At 54.3% G+C, this 16641-nt stretch carries 13 protein-coding genes, 1 pseudogene and 1 riboswitch; of the genes and pseudogenes, 7 read left to right on the top strand and 7 right to left on the bottom strand.

The window, feature by feature from the left end; genetic code table 11:
* Positions 1-157 precede the first annotated feature (157 nt).
* From ACK2JC_RS00715 to serS, 3 genes are all read left to right on the top strand, one after another.
* Positions 158-775 carry an ECF transporter S component gene (locus ACK2JC_RS00715; protein WP_092360454.1) on the top strand — a complete coding sequence of 206 codons (618 nt, stop codon included), beginning with the start codon at positions 158-160 and terminating at the stop codon, positions 773-775.
* A gap of 17 nt (positions 776-792) precedes the next feature.
* Entirely contained in the window at positions 793-1632 is an 840-nt protein-coding gene (locus ACK2JC_RS00710; protein WP_092360455.1) for a pyridoxamine kinase, read from the top strand.
* Positions 1633-1819: 187 nt separating this feature from the next.
* On the top strand, positions 1820-3100 hold the full coding sequence (gene serS / locus ACK2JC_RS00705; RefSeq protein ID WP_227169017.1) for a serine--tRNA ligase: 1281 nt from the start codon (positions 1820-1822) through the stop codon (positions 3098-3100).
* Between the two features lie 134 nt (positions 3101-3234).
* Here the strand turns inward: serS and ACK2JC_RS00700 are convergent, their stop codons facing one another.
* From ACK2JC_RS00700 to ACK2JC_RS00685, 4 genes and pseudogenes are all read right to left on the bottom strand, one after another.
* A complete protein-coding gene (locus ACK2JC_RS00700; protein WP_320937003.1) occupies positions 3235-5535 on the bottom strand; it encodes a glycosyltransferase family 39 protein in 2301 nt (766 codons plus the stop codon).
* A 471-nt stretch (positions 5536-6006) separates the two neighbouring features.
* Positions 6007-6759 carry a transposase gene (locus ACK2JC_RS00695; RefSeq protein ID WP_368275016.1) on the bottom strand — a complete coding sequence of 251 codons (753 nt, stop codon included), beginning with the start codon at positions 6757-6759 and terminating at the stop codon, positions 6007-6009.
* Positions 6760-6903: 144 nt separating this feature from the next.
* A pseudogene (locus ACK2JC_RS00690) lies at positions 6904-7137 on the bottom strand (transposase zinc-binding domain-containing protein); the annotation flags it as partial.
* Positions 7138-7254: 117 nt separating this feature from the next.
* Positions 7255-8985 carry an IS1634 family transposase gene (locus tag ACK2JC_RS00685; protein WP_411338322.1) on the bottom strand — a complete coding sequence of 577 codons (1731 nt, stop codon included), beginning with the start codon at positions 8983-8985 and terminating at the stop codon, positions 7255-7257.
* Between the two features lie 326 nt (positions 8986-9311).
* Between ACK2JC_RS00685 and ACK2JC_RS00680 the strand changes: the two genes are divergently transcribed.
* On the top strand, positions 9312-9677 hold the full coding sequence (locus ACK2JC_RS00680) for a VOC family protein (RefSeq protein ID WP_320938526.1): 366 nt from the start codon (positions 9312-9314) through the stop codon (positions 9675-9677).
* 78 nt (positions 9678-9755) lie between these two features.
* Here the strand turns inward: ACK2JC_RS00680 and ACK2JC_RS00675 are convergent, their stop codons facing one another.
* Together ACK2JC_RS00675 and pyrB are read right to left on the bottom strand one after the other, a co-directional pair.
* Positions 9756-10187: an aspartate carbamoyltransferase regulatory subunit gene (locus tag ACK2JC_RS00675; RefSeq protein WP_007717986.1), complete on the bottom strand. Its 432-nt coding sequence runs from the start codon at positions 10185-10187 to the stop codon at positions 9756-9758.
* Positions 10181-11104 (bottom strand): aspartate carbamoyltransferase, encoded by a 924-nt coding sequence (gene pyrB, locus ACK2JC_RS00670; protein ID WP_368271462.1) that lies wholly within the window; start codon positions 11102-11104, stop codon positions 10181-10183. Before pyrB ends, ACK2JC_RS00675 begins: the two co-directional genes overlap by 7 nt.
* 314 nt (positions 11105-11418) lie before the next feature.
* On the opposite strand from pyrB, the gene ACK2JC_RS00665 reads away from it, so the two are divergent.
* From ACK2JC_RS00665 to ACK2JC_RS00655, 3 genes are read left to right on the top strand one after another with little or no spacing between them, the layout of a single operon-like run.
* Positions 11419-12171, top strand: coding sequence for an ABC transporter ATP-binding protein (locus ACK2JC_RS00665; RefSeq protein ID WP_092360460.1), 753 nt, complete (start codon positions 11419-11421; stop codon positions 12169-12171).
* Positions 12168-14012 carry a CARDB domain-containing protein gene (locus tag ACK2JC_RS00660; protein ID WP_320938527.1) on the top strand — a complete coding sequence of 615 codons (1845 nt, stop codon included), beginning with the start codon at positions 12168-12170 and terminating at the stop codon, positions 14010-14012. The genes ACK2JC_RS00665 and ACK2JC_RS00660 overlap by 4 nt, the downstream gene beginning before the upstream one ends.
* Positions 13999-15390 carry an ABC transporter permease gene (locus tag ACK2JC_RS00655; RefSeq protein WP_092360462.1) on the top strand — a complete coding sequence of 464 codons (1392 nt, stop codon included), beginning with the start codon at positions 13999-14001 and terminating at the stop codon, positions 15388-15390. The genes ACK2JC_RS00660 and ACK2JC_RS00655 overlap by 14 nt, the downstream gene beginning before the upstream one ends.
* 49 nt (positions 15391-15439) lie before the next feature.
* Here the strand turns inward: ACK2JC_RS00655 and ACK2JC_RS00650 are convergent, their stop codons facing one another.
* Positions 15440-16321, bottom strand: coding sequence for a LysR family transcriptional regulator (locus tag ACK2JC_RS00650; protein ID WP_092360463.1), 882 nt, complete (start codon positions 16319-16321; stop codon positions 15440-15442).
* Between the two features lie 151 nt (positions 16322-16472).
* A riboswitch (ZMP/ZTP riboswitch) is annotated at positions 16473-16554 on the top strand.
* Positions 16555-16641: the final 87 nt, after the last annotated feature.

Below are 16641 nucleotides of genomic sequence, written 5' to 3'. Positions count from 1 at the left end.
GTCAAAAAAGCACAAACTGGTTATTTATAACACTCCACTTCCGTGATAGGATAAGGAACAGCAGCAGAGAGCGGTTTGACCGGCTGTGGTTTACACCGCGGCCAAAAGCCTTTTAAAGCCCTCTCTGCGGGAACGGAAAAAGAGGAGAGTTCAGATTATGAAAGCAACCAGCGTACATGTGTCAAACCATGAGGCGGCCGCGGGCCGCAACTATAAAATCGCCCTGACCGGCCTGTTCGCGGCCCTGTCCTACGTGGTGTTTACCTTCCTGCAGATCAAGATCACCCTGCCGGGCGGGGACGCCACCTCCATTCACTTAGGCAACGCGGTTTGTGTGCTCGGGGCGCTGCTGATCGGCGGCACCTACGGCGGAGTGGGCGGCGCCATCGGCATGACCATCGGCGACCTGATGGATCCCATCTATGTGGTGTACGCGCCCAAAACCTTTATTTTAAAGTTCTGCATCGGTTTTATCACCGGCTTTGTGGCCCATCACATGGGAAAGATCAACCAGATCACGGACAGGGCCCGCATATTGCGCTGGGTGATTGCCGCGGCGGTCAGCGGACTGCTGTTCAATGTGATCTTTGATCCGCTGCTGGGCTACTACTACAAGCTGCTGATCCTGGGCAAACCGGCGGCGGAGCTGATCTTAAAGTGGAATATCGCGTCCACCTCCATCAACGCCGTGACCTCAGCTGTGGCCTCCGTGGTAATCTATATGCCGCTGCGAAGCGCCCTGGTCAAAAACGGCATGTTCGCGAAAATGAAATAAGCAGGAGATTCCCAGCTATGAGTCAATTTCACCAGAAAAAAGTTGCAATGATCAATGATCTATCGGGATATGGCCGCTGTTCTCTGACAGTGGCTGTTCCCATTTTATCGGCAATGAAGGTCCAGTGCTGCCCGGTGCCCACCTCAATTCTGAGCAACCACACCGGCTTCCCGGTCTATTTCTTTGACGATTACACGGCCAAGCTTCCCGCTTACCTGGAAAAATGGGGGGAGCTGGGCCTGGAATTCGACGGTATCGTCAGCGGGTTTCTCGGTTCCGTGGAGCAGATCCGCATTGTTGAGGATATGATCGGCCGATTCAAGGGTCCTGAGACCAAGGTGGTGGTGGACCCCATTATGGGGGACAACGGCAAAAAGTACGCCACCTACACCGAGCCCATGTGCGAGGGTATGCGCAGGCTGGTGGGGCTGGGCGACGTGGTGACGCCCAACCTGACCGAGGCCTGTATTCTCACGGACCGCCCCTACCGCAGGGAGGGCTGGACCATCCGGGAGCTGGATGCTCTGGCGGAGGATATCCGCAGCCTGGGCGCGCGCTCCGTGGTGATCACGGGCATCTCCCAGGGTGTTTATCTGGCCAATTACGTGGCGGAGCAGGGGCGGGAGCCCGTGATCTGCCGCACCAAACGGGTGGGCCGGGAGCGGCCGGGCACCGGGGATGTGTTCGCCTCCGTGGTCAGCGCTGCCTTTGTCCGGGGCTTCCCGCTGGAGCGGGCCGTGCGCCTGGCCTCCTCCTTTGTCCGGGATTGCATCCGCAAGTCCGAGGAGCTCGAGATTCCGGTGGAGAACGGAGTGTGCTTTGAGGAGTTGATGGACCGGCTGACCAGAATCCGCTGACCGAGCGGCCCGGCGCGGTCCTGTCTGCTCCGCTGTTTTTATGGGAATAAAATCGCAGAATTCCGGGGAAAATCGGTAAAAGGGGCTTTTTTTTCCAGGAAAAATGTTATATACTCATAAACAGTGTTATGAAAGTAACATTGGAGCGCGTTTGAAGCGGTCTCCAGTGAAATACAGGAGGAAAACCATGTTAGATTTAAAGTTTGTCAGAGAAAACCCGGATATCGTCAAGCAGAACATTAAAAATAAATTCCAGGACAGCAAGCTGCCTCTGGTGGACGAGGTGATTGAGCTGGACGCCAAAAGCCGCGCCACCCAGAAGGAGGCCGACGACCTTCGGGCCAGCCGCAACAAGCTGTCCAAGCAGATCGGCCAGCTCATGGGCCAGGGCAAGAAGGAGGAGGCTGAGGCCGTGAAGCAGCAGGTGAGCGCCAACTCCGACCGTTTAAGCGAGCTGCAGGCCCTGGAGAGCGAGCTGTCCGAGAAGATCACCAAGATCATGATGACCATCCCCAATATCATCGATCCCAGCGTGCCCATCGGCAAGGACGACAGCGAGAACGTGGAGGTGGAGCGCTTCGGCGAGCCGGTGGTTCCGGATTTCGAGATTCCCTACCACACCGAGATTATGGAGCGTTTTAACGGCATCGACTTGGACGCCGCCAGAAAGGTTGCGGGCAACGGCTTCTACTACCTGATGGGGGATATCGCCAGACTGCACTCCGCTGTGATTTCCTACGCCCGCGACTTTATGATCAACCGCGGCTTTACCTACTGCGTGCCTCCCTTTATGATCCGCAGCAACGTGGTGACCGGCGTTATGAGCTTCGCTGAGATGGACGCCATGATGTACAAGATCGAGGGCGAGGACTTATACCTGATCGGCACCAGCGAGCACTCCATGATCGGCAAGTTTATCGACACCATCACGCCGGAGAGCAAGCTGCCGCTGACTCTGACCAGCTATTCCCCCTGTTTCCGCAAGGAGAAGGGCGCCCACGGCCTGGAGGAGCGCGGCGTTTACCGCATCCACCAGTTCGAGAAGCAGGAGATGATCGTGGTCTGCACGCCGGAAGAGAGCCCCATGTGGTATGAGAAGCTGTGGAAGAACACGGTGGACCTGTTCCGCAGCCTGGACATCCCGGTGCGCACCCTGGAGTGCTGCTCCGGCGATCTGGCGGACCTGAAGGTGAAGTCTGTGGACGTGGAGGCCTGGTCTCCCAGACAGAAGAAATATTTTGAGGTGGGCAGCTGCTCCAATTTGGGCGACGCCCAGGCCCGGCGCTTAAAGATACGCGTCCAGGGCGAGGACGGCGGCAAATACCTGGCCCACACCCTGAACAACACCGTGGTTGCTCCGCCCCGCATGCTGATTGCGTTCCTGGAGAACAATCTGCAGGCGGACGGCAGCGTGAGAATTCCCGAAGCGCTCCGCCCCTACATGGGCGGCATGGAGGCGATCCGCTGAGTATTGCGCCCGCGGCCGCGCCGTTTCCGGCGCGCCTACATCCAAACGTGAGTGTATAAAATGCAGCCGGACTGCAGGTGACGAATGGTCACTCTGCGGTCCGGCTGCATTTTTGATCCGAAAAACGGGCGCGCTTAAGGGTGTTGAATGTACAGATTGTCAAATACTTCCAAATCGTGCTCTGCGGTGATCTCAGGCTGCGGATCGCCCTTCTGCACGCTGATGATCAGGTTTCCGCCCTCCTCGCAGACATTGTACAGATGACCCTCCTCGATCAGGGTGCGAATGATATCGTAGATGCGCACGCCTGAGCAGACGTAACCCCGTTCCATATAGATGTAATCCACGTCTGCAAACTGCAGATATTCCAGGAAGGCCGGGGCGCTGCTCACCACCTGGGGATTGCCCCAGTAACCGGACACGTCCACGTAGGACTGCACCCAGCAGGGGAAGGTCAGCACGTCCGGGAGATCGCCGAGCGCGATCACGCGGTGGCTGGGGTTGGCGGCCAGAATATTCCAGATGGTGCCGCTGCCCTGGGCGGTCCGCTTTTCCTGTGCCTCCTGAATATGGGAGTAATAGCCGCTGTTGACCGGATGAAGGCCGCCGTTTCCGATGGTCCAGGCCCAGTTGGTCAGGCCGCAGAGCAGGACTCCATAGCCCCATGCCGGGATCAGAAGGGCCAGGGCGGCCTTCCGGCAGACGGGGCCCTTTCCGTCCAGCCAGCACAGGCCGGTCAGAAGAATCAGGACGTAGTAAAGCATGTAGTAGTTCCCGTCCACCTGGGACAGAGAGTAGAGGCTGACCAGGTTGATGAAGGACATGGCCATCAGGAGCCAGGTGAGATAGGAGAGGGGAAGCGCCTGTGCCGTCCCGGGTTTGCGGGAAGTTTTTCCGGCTCCTCCCAGGCAGGCCCTTAAGACCAGAAATACCACCGGCAGCACAGCGCCCCAGGCGATCAGCACATGGGCCATGTCGTGTCCCTGGGGATTCAGGAGGATGCGGTAAAGGCGTTTGGCCAGGAAAAGCAGTCGTTCCCCCTGGGGCATATGCTTACCGGCCGGAGAGAGGCCGGCGGCGTAAAACGGGTATTTGATTTCAAAACCCAGTTTTTGGAAAAGCCCATAAAAAACAGAGGTGACCGGCACGCCCACCAGCTTCATGGTGCGCCCCCAGATTCCGATCAGAGCGGTGACAGAGGGGAGCAAAATGAGCCAGACACGCATTTCTTTGGGATGTCCCGGCTTGTCAAACGGTTTGCGGCGGGCCAACAGCCACAGAACGCTGATCCCCGCCACCGCTGTGGAAAAGACCACCGCAGTGGGCTTCATGATCAGGCTGACGCCCCCGGCTGCCAGGGCAGCGGCCAGCCACCCGGTCCGGCGCTCCTCTGTGAAGCGCAGCACGCCCTGGATCATCAGCAGCTGGCAGAACAGCGTCACCATGTCCGGCTTGGCCGTGTCCGCCATGTTCATGATGCCCGGAACGGAGACCATGAGAAAGGGCAGCCACAGGGCCAGTCTGGGCTTCAGGCACAGGCGGGCCGTCTCATAGGCGGCGAACAGCGTCAGCGCGCCCATCCACAGGTTCATGGAGATGGAAAAGCTGTAGGAGGGCAGGCCCGCCAGGGGCAGGCCCAACACCTCCCAGCCCTTGGGATAGGTGTAGACAACGCCCAGGGTACCCAGATTTTCATAGATGCCGTTGCCGCTGTTGAGCATCACGTGGGAGCGGACGCCGTACCAGATGCTGTCGAAATCCACCGCCAGGTTCATCCGGCCTGCCTGGAGCAGAAGCAGGGCCAGAATGGCCGCAAGCATGGCGGAGCTTCTGGGATGGGAGCGGCTGCAGCTGGGAGCGTCGGACGGTTGGGGAGCGCCCGCGCCGGAGAGCCATCCGCGCATGGGGGGCGCAGCCGGAGCCGTCAGAAAATCGCGCAGGAGTACTCCGGCCCACATCAGCAGGCAGAGTCCGCTGGCCGCCACCCAGAGGCGCAGGTTGTGGATGCTGCCGAGCTGCGCCAGGGACAGCAGGCAGAAGACGGTGATTGTCAGGGCGCCGCCCATAAGATAGTCCCAGCACAGGCCGAGGTTCTGTCTCAGCACGGTCCGGTTAAACCATCTTCCGGCCAGGATCAGGTACACGGTGTACGCTCCGGCAAAGGCCATGGGCAGAAAAATCACATGGAGCCAGCAGAACACCGCGCAGAGAACCGCCGCACCAAACCAGGCCGTCAGGCTGTTTTTGGCACAAAAAAAGAACAGGAACAGAATCAGCCAGACCGCCGCGGTCTCCAATGCCATGGAGTAAAAATCCGGCTGAGCCGCGTGCCAGGACAGCACGCCCGTACCCACCAGCTTCCACGCCGAATACAGCGTTACCGCGATTGTCAGAGCCGCTGCCACGAGAGCGGCTGTCTTTTCCCGTCTTGTCATAGTGATCCGATACCTTCCAGTGTCATATTACAAAACGCAGAGCATTTGCCCCGCCGGACACCCGGTAAGGACAAGCACTGCATTCCCTTAATTATAACATTATTCGGGAAATATTTCCACCATGATTTGCCGTTTGCATCCGTCCCACGCCTATTTGCCCGGAACTCTGTCAAACGCTGTCAGGCGGGCGAAAAAGGATTGACTTTTGCAGTCCGCGTACTTATAATCCCATCTTTGACAGTTAAAGAGTTAAAAAAGTGCTGTAGTCCTTGGAAATACTAGGGTTACAGCACTTTCTTTGCTTTATAGGAAACTTCTCAAATCAGCGAAGATAGTGTATAATAGATTGGAAATAAAAAAGGCATAGCAAAAGAGCGAAGGTGTGACTTCGCCATGACGTTGTCTATGTATTTTTTGTTTTTGGTTTAGGCTGCACTATCTGACGGTAGAGAAAGAATAGGGCATATGGAACTATCCATATCCCATAACCTTTCGATAGCGTTCAAATAGTGCAGTTTTTTTGTGGTAAACTTCTAAAACCAACATAGAAGTGCCACACTCCGGGCATCTGAGCGGATCATAGCCAAAGGTCAGAAGAATCAAATTCCGCCAATCTAGGAGCTTAGAAAGATAATGCTGCTTCTGCTTGGATAAACATTTCCGGAGATTTTTTTCCTGTTTGTGGTGCTTTGCATAAATGCCGTAGTAGCGGACCATTTTAAAATGCTTGTCAGGGATATGCAGGATCAGGCGTTTGATAAAGTCAATGGCGGGGATGCATTCTGTGATCGTTTTATGGTCCTCATGTCGCTGATAATGGAACGTCACAGAATCCCCGTCATAGGCATCCATCCTGGAAGTGGCAATGACAGGCCGTCCAAGGTATCTGCTGATGTATTTAATGGTGATATCAGGAGAACACAAATTAGGTTTGGCTCTCACATAAAAGCCTTCGGGATGGTCTTTGTAGATTTGATTTTTAAGCTTCTTAAAAGGCGGTCCCAGTTTAAGAGAGAGCTGATCCAAAAGGACTTTCCGAAAAGCCAGGCGCAGGAAATCATAATCAAAATGGGGATTGGGTCGCCAGGGAGTAATGTTGCCAGCACCGCCTTCCGAAATCAGGGCATGGATGTGAGGATTCCACTTTAAATCTCTACCGAAGGTATGAAGGACGCAGATAAAACCAGGAGTAAAGAGTTCGGACTTATTCATCTTGAAGAACATGCGTAGGACGACATCCCTGACAGAATGGAACAGGCAGTTAAGGAGTGAGTGGTCCTTAAGAAAGAAGATGCGCAGTTCCTCAGGAATGGTAAAGACACAGTGTCTGTGGATACAGGAAACGAGTTTACAAGACATACGAAAAGCACGTTTCTGGTTATAGACGTTGCCGCATGAGGGACAGAACCGGCTTTTACAGGAAAAGGGAACAAATTTAAGGTTACCACAATGAGGACAGCCAAAGAAAGCTCCGCCATAAGAAGGATCATGGCAGAGGATCATCCGGTTGATGTTATCCAAAACATTTTTATCAGGTCGAATAACATATTGGATATATTCAAAGTGGTCAGAAAAAATAGTTTGGAGGATGTTCTTATGCATAAGAACATTTTACAATAAAGCAGCAAAAAAGGAAATCCCCTAAAACCCCTCATGAGTGAGGGGCAGGGGAGTTGAGAGTGCCGAAGGCACTTTGTTCAATTCCTGGAGTATGGTAATTTATTCCCTTCCCTTGCTTTTTTTCTGGATCTCTCTCATCTTACTTTTGGTAATAAAGCGGTAGTCTGTCCGAAAGCCGCTGATCTCATGCAGGTCATCTGTCAATTTAGTCCTCTCATACACTGGTTTGAAGCCCTGATCCTCGATATTATCAAAGTTCATGCTTTTCAGCGTCTCCAGGATGTTCGTGCAAGTGTAGTTATTTCCGAGCTTCTGTTCAAGTAGGCGGTAGATCAAAAGCGACAGAAAACAGATCAAAAAGTGTGCTTTTATGCGGTCCTCTCGTTGCACATATACCGGACGGGCAGAAAAATCGGTCTTCATAATACGGAAACATGCTTCGATCTGCCAGCGGCCTTCACTCACTTTTATAATGTCTCCCGGTTCGTCATCCATTAGATCCGTACATACTGCGTAGAGACCATCATACCGTGCTTCTTCCTCTATCTTCTCCTGATCGAGATGATAGTAGACTTCAGCTTTTTCACCAGAATTCGTTACCGCAGTCTTACTGATGAAACGGGCAGGGTCGTTCGGATTGCGGCGTTCTTTTTTATATTTTCCATCGACGATCATCCTGACGGCCCGTTCTTCCTGCTTTTCCCGAATTGATTTTTGATAGGCCGCATATTTAGGGGAGTAAGTAATAATCAAACGCTGGTGTAGTTTCTTGGTCGTATAGGGCTCCTCCTTATAAAACAGCTCCCCCTCATCTTCTTCCATAAGATTTGTGATATCGACAAGTTTGTGGTCAGAAAGCCTTCGGAAATGCTGTTTATCCAATGCCCGTTCCCGTTCCTCGGCGGGGAGTTTTTTTATGGATTGGGTGACGATAAAAGCCCTCTTTCCACGGTGGTTGAACTCCCGGTTCGTTTCTGAGGCAAGACCGGCATCGCTGCAGAAGATGAACTGATCGCAGCCAAAATCATCTAAAATCTTTTGTTCTAAAGGTTTCAAGGAAGTCTGCTCATTCTGATTCCCCGGGAATAACGAGAATGCCAGGGGGATACCGTTCCCATCCATGAACAATCCCATCTGGACAATCGGATTGGGACGGTGCTCCTTGCTTTTTCCATACTTTTTAAATCCATCTTCCTGCTCGATTTCAAAGTAATAGTTTGTGCAGTCGTAATAAAGAATACCGTCATTCCGTTTACCAAGAAAGTGGCTGTTTTTGTATGCTTCTGCCTGGATGAAATCGCACTCCTGAGCCAACACACTAAGGGAGCGGTATACGTCGTGAAGCTTATAAGAGGGAGCTTCCAGATAATTCTGGACCGCTTTGAAAGAGGAACTTTTACTCTGGGGATCCAGCATCCTGGCATAGACCAGGTCGGAAAGGATGGCATTAAGGTCATAATCAAACCTGTGCCTGCCCCGGATTTTTTTGCAGACATAATCGAGTCTAAGCTGGTAGTAAACGGACTGGAGAAAAAGATATCCGCCTTCGAAAAGGGACTTTTGTCCGTAATCCAACAACTGGTTGCAGTGAAATGGAATCAGGACGGCCTGGTCTTGCGTCTCTTTGTTGTAATTCTCAGTTTCGATCCTGGCCTGTTCCTTTGCCCAGACCATGACCCCATCTCTATCAGTTCCCAACATATCGGAAAGATATTTTAATGAACCGAGCTTGCGGACTGTGGTAGAGGTAGTCTTGCCGTTAGCGCCCACATAAGACCTGGTGATATAAAAAGACTCTGAATTTTTAGACTTTGAAGTAGTTACTCGCATTGAAATGCACCTCCAATGCTATCATACCATATATTACCAAATATTACCAGTATTTAAGAAAATATTTTTGACAAAAAAATATAGGCTACTTGCGGCCTGTAAGACTTTTTTGGAAATTTAACTGTCAAACTCCCGTGCCGTTTGCATCCGTCCCACGCCTATTTGCCCGGAACTCTGTCAAACGCTGTCAGGCGGGCGAAAAAGGATTGACTTTTGCGGTCCGCGTACTTATAATACCCTCATCCGTACTATCAAAAAGGGGCGGCGCGGAGAACGTTCACTGGCGGTATCCCGCGGTCTGCTGCCCGCAGAAGGAGGTTTATGCGATGGTAAAATTTAATCATTTCAATTTTAATGTGCTGGATCTGGAGAAGAGCCTGTCCTTTTATAAGGAGGCCCTGGGTCTGGAGCCGGTGCGGGAGAAAACGGCGTCCGACGGCTCCTTCAAGCTGGTCTATCTGGGGGACGGCGTCAGCGATTTCACCCTGGAGCTGACCTGGCTTAAGGACCGCACGGAGCCCTACAATCTGGGAGAGTGCGAGTTCCACCTGGCGTTCCACGTGGACGACTATGAGGCGGTTCACAGCCACCATGAGGTCATGGGCTGCATCTGCTTTGAGAATCCCTCCATGGGCATCTATTTTATCTCCGATCCGGACGGCTACTGGATCGAGATCGTGCCCGCCAAATAAGCCGCAACCAATCGCTTCACAGACAAAAACACACCGCGGGCGCGTCCCGGCGGTGTGTTTTTTAACCCATTGAGATATTTATTTGTATTCGCTGTACTTTTCTTCACAGTATTGGCAGCGGTAAGTCTCGCTTTTTTCATCCGCCAGATAGAAGATGTGGGGAAGCTCCTGCTCGATGGAGGTGATGCAGCGCGGATTCTTGCAGTGAATCACATTGACGATCTTCTTGGGCAGCTTCAGGGCTTTTTTCTCGACGATGCGGTCGTCCCGGATAATGTTGACCGTGATGTTGTGGTCAATGTAGCCCAGCATGTCCAGATCCACAACGTCCAGCCCGCCCTCGATCTTGATGATGTCCTTGCGGCCCATCTTGTTGCTGCGGGCATTCTTGATGATGGCCACCTGGCATTCCAGCTTGTCTAAACCCAGGTGATAGTAGATATCCAGGCTCTTGCCGGCCTCGATGTGGTCCAGCACGATGCCTTCCTTCAGTCCGCTGATGTTTAACATGGCTTTTTCACCTCCAGTAATGTCATGATCAGTGCCATACGCACATATACGCCGTACTGGGCCTGTTTAAAGTAGGCGGCTCTCGGGTCGTCGTCCACCTCCACGGAGATCTCGTTGACACGGGGAAGGGGATGAAGCACGTACATGTTCTTCTTGGCCAGTTTCATTTTCTTCTTGTCCAGGATGTAGCAGTCCTTCAGGCGGATGTAGTCCTCCTCGTTGAAGAAGCGCTCCTTCTGAACGCGGGTCATGTAGAGGATGTCCAGGGAGCCGATGGCGTCGTCCAGGCTGCCCACCTCCTCAAAGGGGATATTGTTGGCTTCCAGCACGTCCTCGCGGATGCTGTCCGGGATACGCAGCTCCTCAGGGGAGATCAGGATGAACTTGACGCCCGGATAGCGGACCATGGCGTTGATTAAGGAGTGAACGGTGCGCCCGAACTTTAAGTCGCCGCACAGTCCGATGGTCAGGTTGTCCAGGCGGCCCTGTAAGGAGCAGATTGTCATTAAGTCGGTCAGCGTCTGAGTGGGGTGCTGATGACCGCCGTCGCCCGCGTTGATCACCGGGATACTGGCCTTCTGCGCTGCCACGTACGCGGCGCCTTCCTTGGGGTGGCGCATGGCGCAGATATCGGCATAGCAGGAGATCATGCGGATGGTGTCGGCAACGCTCTCGCCCTTGGCGGCGGAGCTGGAGGTGGCGGAGGCAAAGCCTAACACGCTGCCGCCCAGATTCAGCATAGCCGCTTCAAAGCTCAGGCGCGTTCTGGTGCTGGGCTCGTAAAAAAGTGTGGCCAGCTTTTTGCCGTCACACACGTGGGAATATCCGGGAAGATTTCCCTCGATGTCCCGCGCCAGCGCCAGAAGGTCGTCGATTTCTTCCGCAGAGAAGTCAAGAGGGTTCAATAAATGTCTCATGGGGTTCTCCTTCTTTATGTATTTTTATGGTTTTTGGAAATAATGGTAGACGCACCAGTGCGATAGCCGGTCCAGCCAGATATGGCACTGATTTGTGCCTCGTCATATTCTTACACAGAATGCATTATAAGTCAAGATTTTTTTAAACTTTTTTCCGATTTGTGTTATACTGGTAAACGGCGGCCTGTTTTCCGTGTAAGGAATATTTAAGGAAGTTTAAGGAAAATCCCAAAGACCATGGCGACGGGCCCGTGTTATACTTGACGAAGAAATGACAAATACAGGACAAATGTATATGAAAGCGAGGGAAGCGGATGGAAGAAGAGACCCGGCGAAAGCCGGTAATCCGCGTGTCTAGGTTGTATAAGGTCTATCGCGTGGGAGAGACCAAGGTCTACGCCCTCAACGGGGTGGATTTTGAGATTTATAAAGGGGAGTTCGTGGCCATCGTGGGAACCTCCGGTTCCGGAAAGTCCACGCTGCTCAACATGCTGGCCGGTCTGGAGAAGCCCAGTAAGGGCGAGATCGAGATCGCGGGCAGGCACATAGAGAAGCTGACGGAAAAGCAGTTGGTGACCTTCCGCAGGCAGCGGGTGGGCTTCATTTTCCAGGCCTACAATCTGCTCAACACCATGAACGCCATCGAGAACGTGGCGCTGCCCCTGTCCTTCCGCGGGATTTCCAAGCGGGAGCGGATGAAAACGGCGCAGAAATTCATGGAGCTGGTGGGAGTGGGAGATCAGGCAAAGCATATGCCCAACCAGATGTCCGGAGGCCAGCAGCAGCGCGTGGGCATCGCCAGGGCCCTGGTGGTGAATCCGCAGATCATATTTGCCGACGAGCCCACGGGAAACCTGGATTCCAGGACCACCATGGAGGTGCTGAAATTGATGCAGAAGATCGTGCGGGAGCAGAACCAGACCCTGGTGATGGTTACCCACGACAACAACCTTGCCTCCTATGCGGACCGCAGAATCCGCATTGTGGACGGAAAAATCGTGGGAATTGAGGAGGGCGGCCGGGACGCCGTCACGGAAGAAACAGGAGAAAAGGGAGAGAAAGCATGAAAGTGTGTAAAGTTTTGACCGCGTGGGCGTTTGCGCTGTTTCTGGTGGTGAGCACTGCGGCCACGGCATTTGCGGCAGACTACAAGCTGGGTTACAACACCAATGCCAGCGATAACGACTACATATTTACCACCAAAGCGCCCAAGGGTAATGTGGGTAAGAACATGACCGTCACCTTCCGCATCCGGGCCACCGACGAGGACATGGAGAACGTTCGCGTGAGCCTGGCCGAGACCACCGACTTCCAGCAGTGGGAGGAGCGGGGCAGCGGAGACTACACGGTGGACTATTATCCGTTTGAGATCACGGAGAACACCTTTGTATCCAAGTCCGTGGGTAATATCAAGAAGGGCAATGTGAAGAGCGCCTCCATTTCCGCACGGGTGCGCCGGGATGCGCTGCAGGGCTATTACAGCATCCCTATCCTGATCGAGTGGGACGGCGGAAACGATATCGACTATGTGAATGTCTGGATTTCCACCAGCTCCAGCACCGCGGAGGACGACGAGGAGGATGAGAAGAAAGAGGGCAAGTATTTCATTATCGGAGAGAATCAGCCCACGCCCAGGGGAACCTATCCCAACGTCATGAACTTTAACGTGAATTTCCGCAACAAGCGGGAGACTACGGTCCAGGACGTGACCATCAGCATGGGGCTGTCCGAGGACGACACCAAATTCCCCTTTGAGATCAACGACGGCAACTACGACCGCACGTACGAGCGGATTGCGTTCGGGGAGACGGTGGCCGTGCCCTACAGCATGGCCATCCGCAAGGACTCTTACACCGGATATTATCCCATCAAATACACCGTCACCTTCCGCCTCAGCAGCGAGGGCGACCTGCACACCGAGGAGGGAACCTTCTACGTCCACATCACGTCCAAGGACAAGGAGGATGATCTGGGCGATTTCGACGCCAACGACCGCACCAGGGCCCGTCTGATCGTGGACAGCTACCACACCGTGCCCGAGCAGATTTACGCGGGTGAGGAGTTCGAGCTGATCTTAAATATGAAGAACGCCTCCAAGAACGTGGGCGCCAGCAACATTCTGTTCAACCTGGAGTCCGAGAAGGTTTCCGACAGCGCTGTATTCACCACGGAGTCCGGTTCCTCCTCCATGGTGGTGGACGACATGGGACCGGGCCAGAGCACGGAGGTGCGCGCGGTATTCACCGCCAGGGCGGGAGTGGACCAGAGGTCCTACTCCATCACCATCAAAGAGAAATACGACAGCCCGGAGTTCAAGAACGCCGAGGAGTCCATTGTGGTGGACATTCCGGTGAAGCAGTACGCCAGGCTCAGCACCAGCAATATCGACGTGATGCCGGACAACATCACCACCGGGGCCGAGAGCAACGTGATGTTCGGAATCAACAACACGGGCAAGGTGATTCTCTACAACGTGACCGCCACCTTCACGGCGGATTCCATCAAGCCGGTGGAAACCTATGTGGGTAACATCAAGCCAGGTGAGACCGGAAACGTGGACACCATGTTAACCGGCATAAGCCCCACCATGGACGACGGCACCGTCAAGGTCACCATCACCTATGAGGACGAGAACGGCACCATAGCCGAGCCGGTGGAGAAGGAGCTGACTCTGATGGTCATGGAGGAGTCCCAGGACATGATGTGGGACGAATCCATGATGGGGGACATGGACGGCGCCGTGGAAACTGAGTCCACGGGTGTGAAGGCCGTGTTCCAAAAATATGGAATCCTGATCGGCGTGGCCGTGGTGATGCTGGTGGCTGTTGTGGTTGTGGTGGTGATCCGGATCCGTAAAAAGCGCAAAGCGGCAAAGGAAGAAGAGGATATAGACGATGAGATTTCCTGATCTTCTGATCATGAGCGTGAACAATCTAAGGCGGCGCAAGCTCAGGACGGCGCTGACGGTTCTGGGGGTCATCATCGGCACGGCGTCCATCGTGGTCATGGTGTCCCTGGGAATCGGCTTAAATGAGCTGACCATGGAGCAGATCGCCTCCTGGGGCAGCCTGACCACCATCGACGTGCGCTCAGGCGACTCCTACGGCCAGTCCTACGCGGTCAGCATAGGAGGCGGTTCCAGCGGAATGTCCAGCGGCAGCAAGAGCGAGCCCAACTATATCACGGACGAGGTGATCGAGAAATTTTCCCGCCTGGAACACGTGACGGGCACCTCGCCGGTGTTGAGCATCAATGTGCTGCTGCGCCAGGGGGCCTATGAGGCGCAGTACGAGACCATCCAGGGCGTGGGCCCCGCCTACTTCGAGCAGATCAAGCTTGGGGAGGGGGAGTATCCGCAGAAGGGCGACACCGGGCTGTTTTTCGGCAACACGGTGATCCAGGATTTCTACAACGCCAAGACCGGCAAGGGCTACTGGGACACCGGGGAGCTGCCGGACGTGGATCTGATGGGCCGGCCCTTTTTCGTCACCTTTGACATGGACGGCTATTACCAGTCCCAGTACCCCTCGGAGGACGGCGCCGGGACCAAACCGCCCAAGAAATACATGATGAACGGCATCGGCGTGCAGGAGGGCGGTCTGGACGACTGGAACAATTACTCCTACCGCATTTACATGGATGTGGACGGGATGAAGTCCCAGCTGAAAAAGGCGTTTAAGAAGGGCAAGACCATCCCTGGACAGCCCACCAACAAGAAGGGAAAACCCTACAACTATTTCATCTACAACAGCGCTCAGGTTTACGTGGACGACGTGGACAATGTGACCAAGGTGCAGAAGGAGCTGGCGGACATGGGCTTCCAGGTCCAGAGCCAGATCGACTGGCTGGAGAGTTCCAAGCAGCAGTCCGACATGGTTCAGGCGGTGCTGGGCGGCATCGGCGCCGTATCCCTGTTCGTGGCGGCCATCGGCATCGCCAACACCATGATGATGTCCATCTACGAGCGGACCAAGGAGATCGGCGTGATGAAGGTGCTGGGCTGCGATATGGGAAATATCCGCAACATGTTCCTCATCGAGTCCGGTTTTATCGGATTTATGGGCGGCGTGCTGGGCATCGGCTTAAGCTACGGCGTCTCCCTGCTGATCAACAAATTTGTGGGAGCCCAGGCTCTGACTGGCATGGCCGGGGATCTGTCCCGTGTTCCGCCGTGGCTGTCCTTAGCGGCGGTGGCCTTCGCCATCTTCGTGGGTATGGCGGCGGGCTTTATGCCGGCCATGCGCGCCATGAAGCTGAGTCCGCTGGCGGCAATCCGCAACGAGTAGCGGCAGGTATTGTACAATCAAAAAACGGCCGGCTGGCCGGGCCTTTCTCCTAGGAGAACAGCTCGAACAGCCGGTCGTATTCGTCTTTATAGATACTGTCCTTGCGCCAGACAAAGGAAAACTCATGTTTGGCATCCAGGCCCGGGAGCAGAGCCAGCTCCAGGCGGCCATCCAGCAGCTCGTCCTTGACGGCGATCTGGTACAGGAAGGTGATGCCGCAGCCTGCCAGGGCCAGCTGTTTAATCACATGGATGCTGTCCACCTCCAGGGTGTGCTCAAAATCATCCAGGCTCAAATTGGTTCCGGCCAGATAGCGCTCCAATATCTCCCGGGTGCCGGAGCCTTCCTCGCGGATCAAAAGCGGTTCGCAGAGGAGATCCCGGATGGAATTCGGTGTGTGGCCGCATTTGAACTGGTAGCCGGTTTTGTATACCGCGGCGTAGGGCTCCAGGGAGTAGGTGCGGTAGCCGTATTCGGTCATCGGGAAATACCCCTCGATGACTGCGAAATCGATGGCGCCGCTGTCGATCATCTCCAAAAGCTCATGGGTGTTGCGGATGGTCATGCGGATATCGGTCCTGGGATTGGCTTCCAGATAGGAGGCCACCTTGGCGGGAAAGAGGAATTCCCCCACGGTCAGGGTGGCGCCGAAGGAGAGCTTGCGCACCGGCTGCCCGGCCAGTTTCATGCGCTTTGCCAGAATCCGGTCGTCGTGCTTCATGGTCAGGGCCGCGCGGTAGAGCTCCTCGCCGGCAGGGGTCAGGGAGAGCTTGCGGTTCTTGTACTCGAACAGCTTGGCGCTGTACTCGTCCTCCAGGTAGTGGATGTGCTGGCTCACCGCCGGCTGGGTGATGTTTAATGCCGCGGAGGCCTTGGTAAAGTTCATATATTTGCAGACGCATAAAAATGTTTCAATGCGGAAATCCAACATAGCCGGGTACTCCTTTGTTTTGTTCTGGCAATATCATAACATATTTTTATCGAAAAATAAATATTAATAATGGGGTTTTCTATTAAGAAAATTAATAAGTCAAACTTCTAAAAAACACTTGCAATATTAGAAAAAAGCATATATGATAGGGACAGAGGCGTGTGACTGGCGGATCGTGGAGTCAACCACAGGGAGCGCGCCGTGGATAAGAGCCGACCGCCTGGGCACGCAGTTTTTTGCGTACCCAGGCTATTTTATTGGAAACAATGGGCCGCCGGCGCAGCCTGCGGCGCTTGCCGGATGCAACGGCCGCCGGCAAT

The organism is Enterocloster lavalensis (genome assembly GCF_046603895.1).
In the GTDB taxonomy this organism is placed as follows: Bacteria; Bacillota; Clostridia; order Lachnospirales; family Lachnospiraceae; genus Enterocloster; species Enterocloster lavalensis.
The sequence above is the reverse complement of the archived record's forward strand: the minus strand, read 5'-3'. Positions and strand labels throughout refer to the sequence as shown.

What these genes read in the sequence shown, in the direction of transcription:
- ACK2JC_RS00660 (WP_320938527.1), top strand. Translation starts at nt 12,168, where the DNA reads ATGAAAGTGTGTAAAGTTTTGACCGCGTGGGCGTTTGCGCTGTTTCTG.
- ACK2JC_RS00680 (WP_320938526.1), top strand. Translation starts at nt 9,312, where the DNA reads ATGGTAAAATTTAATCATTTCAATTTTAATGTGCTGGATCTGGAGAAG.
- ACK2JC_RS00710 (WP_092360455.1), top strand. Translation starts at nt 793, where the DNA reads ATGAGTCAATTTCACCAGAAAAAAGTTGCAATGATCAATGATCTATCG.
- ACK2JC_RS00665 (WP_092360460.1), top strand. Translation starts at nt 11,419, where the DNA reads ATGGAAGAAGAGACCCGGCGAAAGCCGGTAATCCGCGTGTCTAGGTTG.
- ACK2JC_RS00685 (WP_411338322.1), bottom strand. Translation starts at nt 8,985, where the DNA reads ATGCGAGTAACTACTTCAAAGTCTAAAAATTCAGAGTCTTTTTATATC.
- ACK2JC_RS00695 (WP_368275016.1), bottom strand. Translation starts at nt 6,759, where the DNA reads ATGTTCTTCAAGATGAATAAGTCCGAACTCTTTACTCCTGGTTTTATC.
- ACK2JC_RS00715 (WP_092360454.1), top strand. Translation starts at nt 158, where the DNA reads ATGAAAGCAACCAGCGTACATGTGTCAAACCATGAGGCGGCCGCGGGC.
- ACK2JC_RS00655 (WP_092360462.1), top strand. Translation starts at nt 13,999, where the DNA reads ATGAGATTTCCTGATCTTCTGATCATGAGCGTGAACAATCTAAGGCGG.
- ACK2JC_RS00650 (WP_092360463.1), bottom strand. Translation starts at nt 16,321, where the DNA reads ATGTTGGATTTCCGCATTGAAACATTTTTATGCGTCTGCAAATATATG.
- serS (WP_227169017.1), top strand. Translation starts at nt 1,820, where the DNA reads ATGTTAGATTTAAAGTTTGTCAGAGAAAACCCGGATATCGTCAAGCAG.
- ACK2JC_RS00700 (WP_320937003.1), bottom strand. Translation starts at nt 5,535, where the DNA reads ATGACAAGACGGGAAAAGACAGCCGCTCTCGTGGCAGCGGCTCTGACA.
- pyrB (WP_368271462.1), bottom strand. Translation starts at nt 11,104, where the DNA reads ATGAGACATTTATTGAACCCTCTTGACTTCTCTGCGGAAGAAATCGAC.
- ACK2JC_RS00675 (WP_007717986.1), bottom strand. Translation starts at nt 10,187, where the DNA reads ATGTTAAACATCAGCGGACTGAAGGAAGGCATCGTGCTGGACCACATC.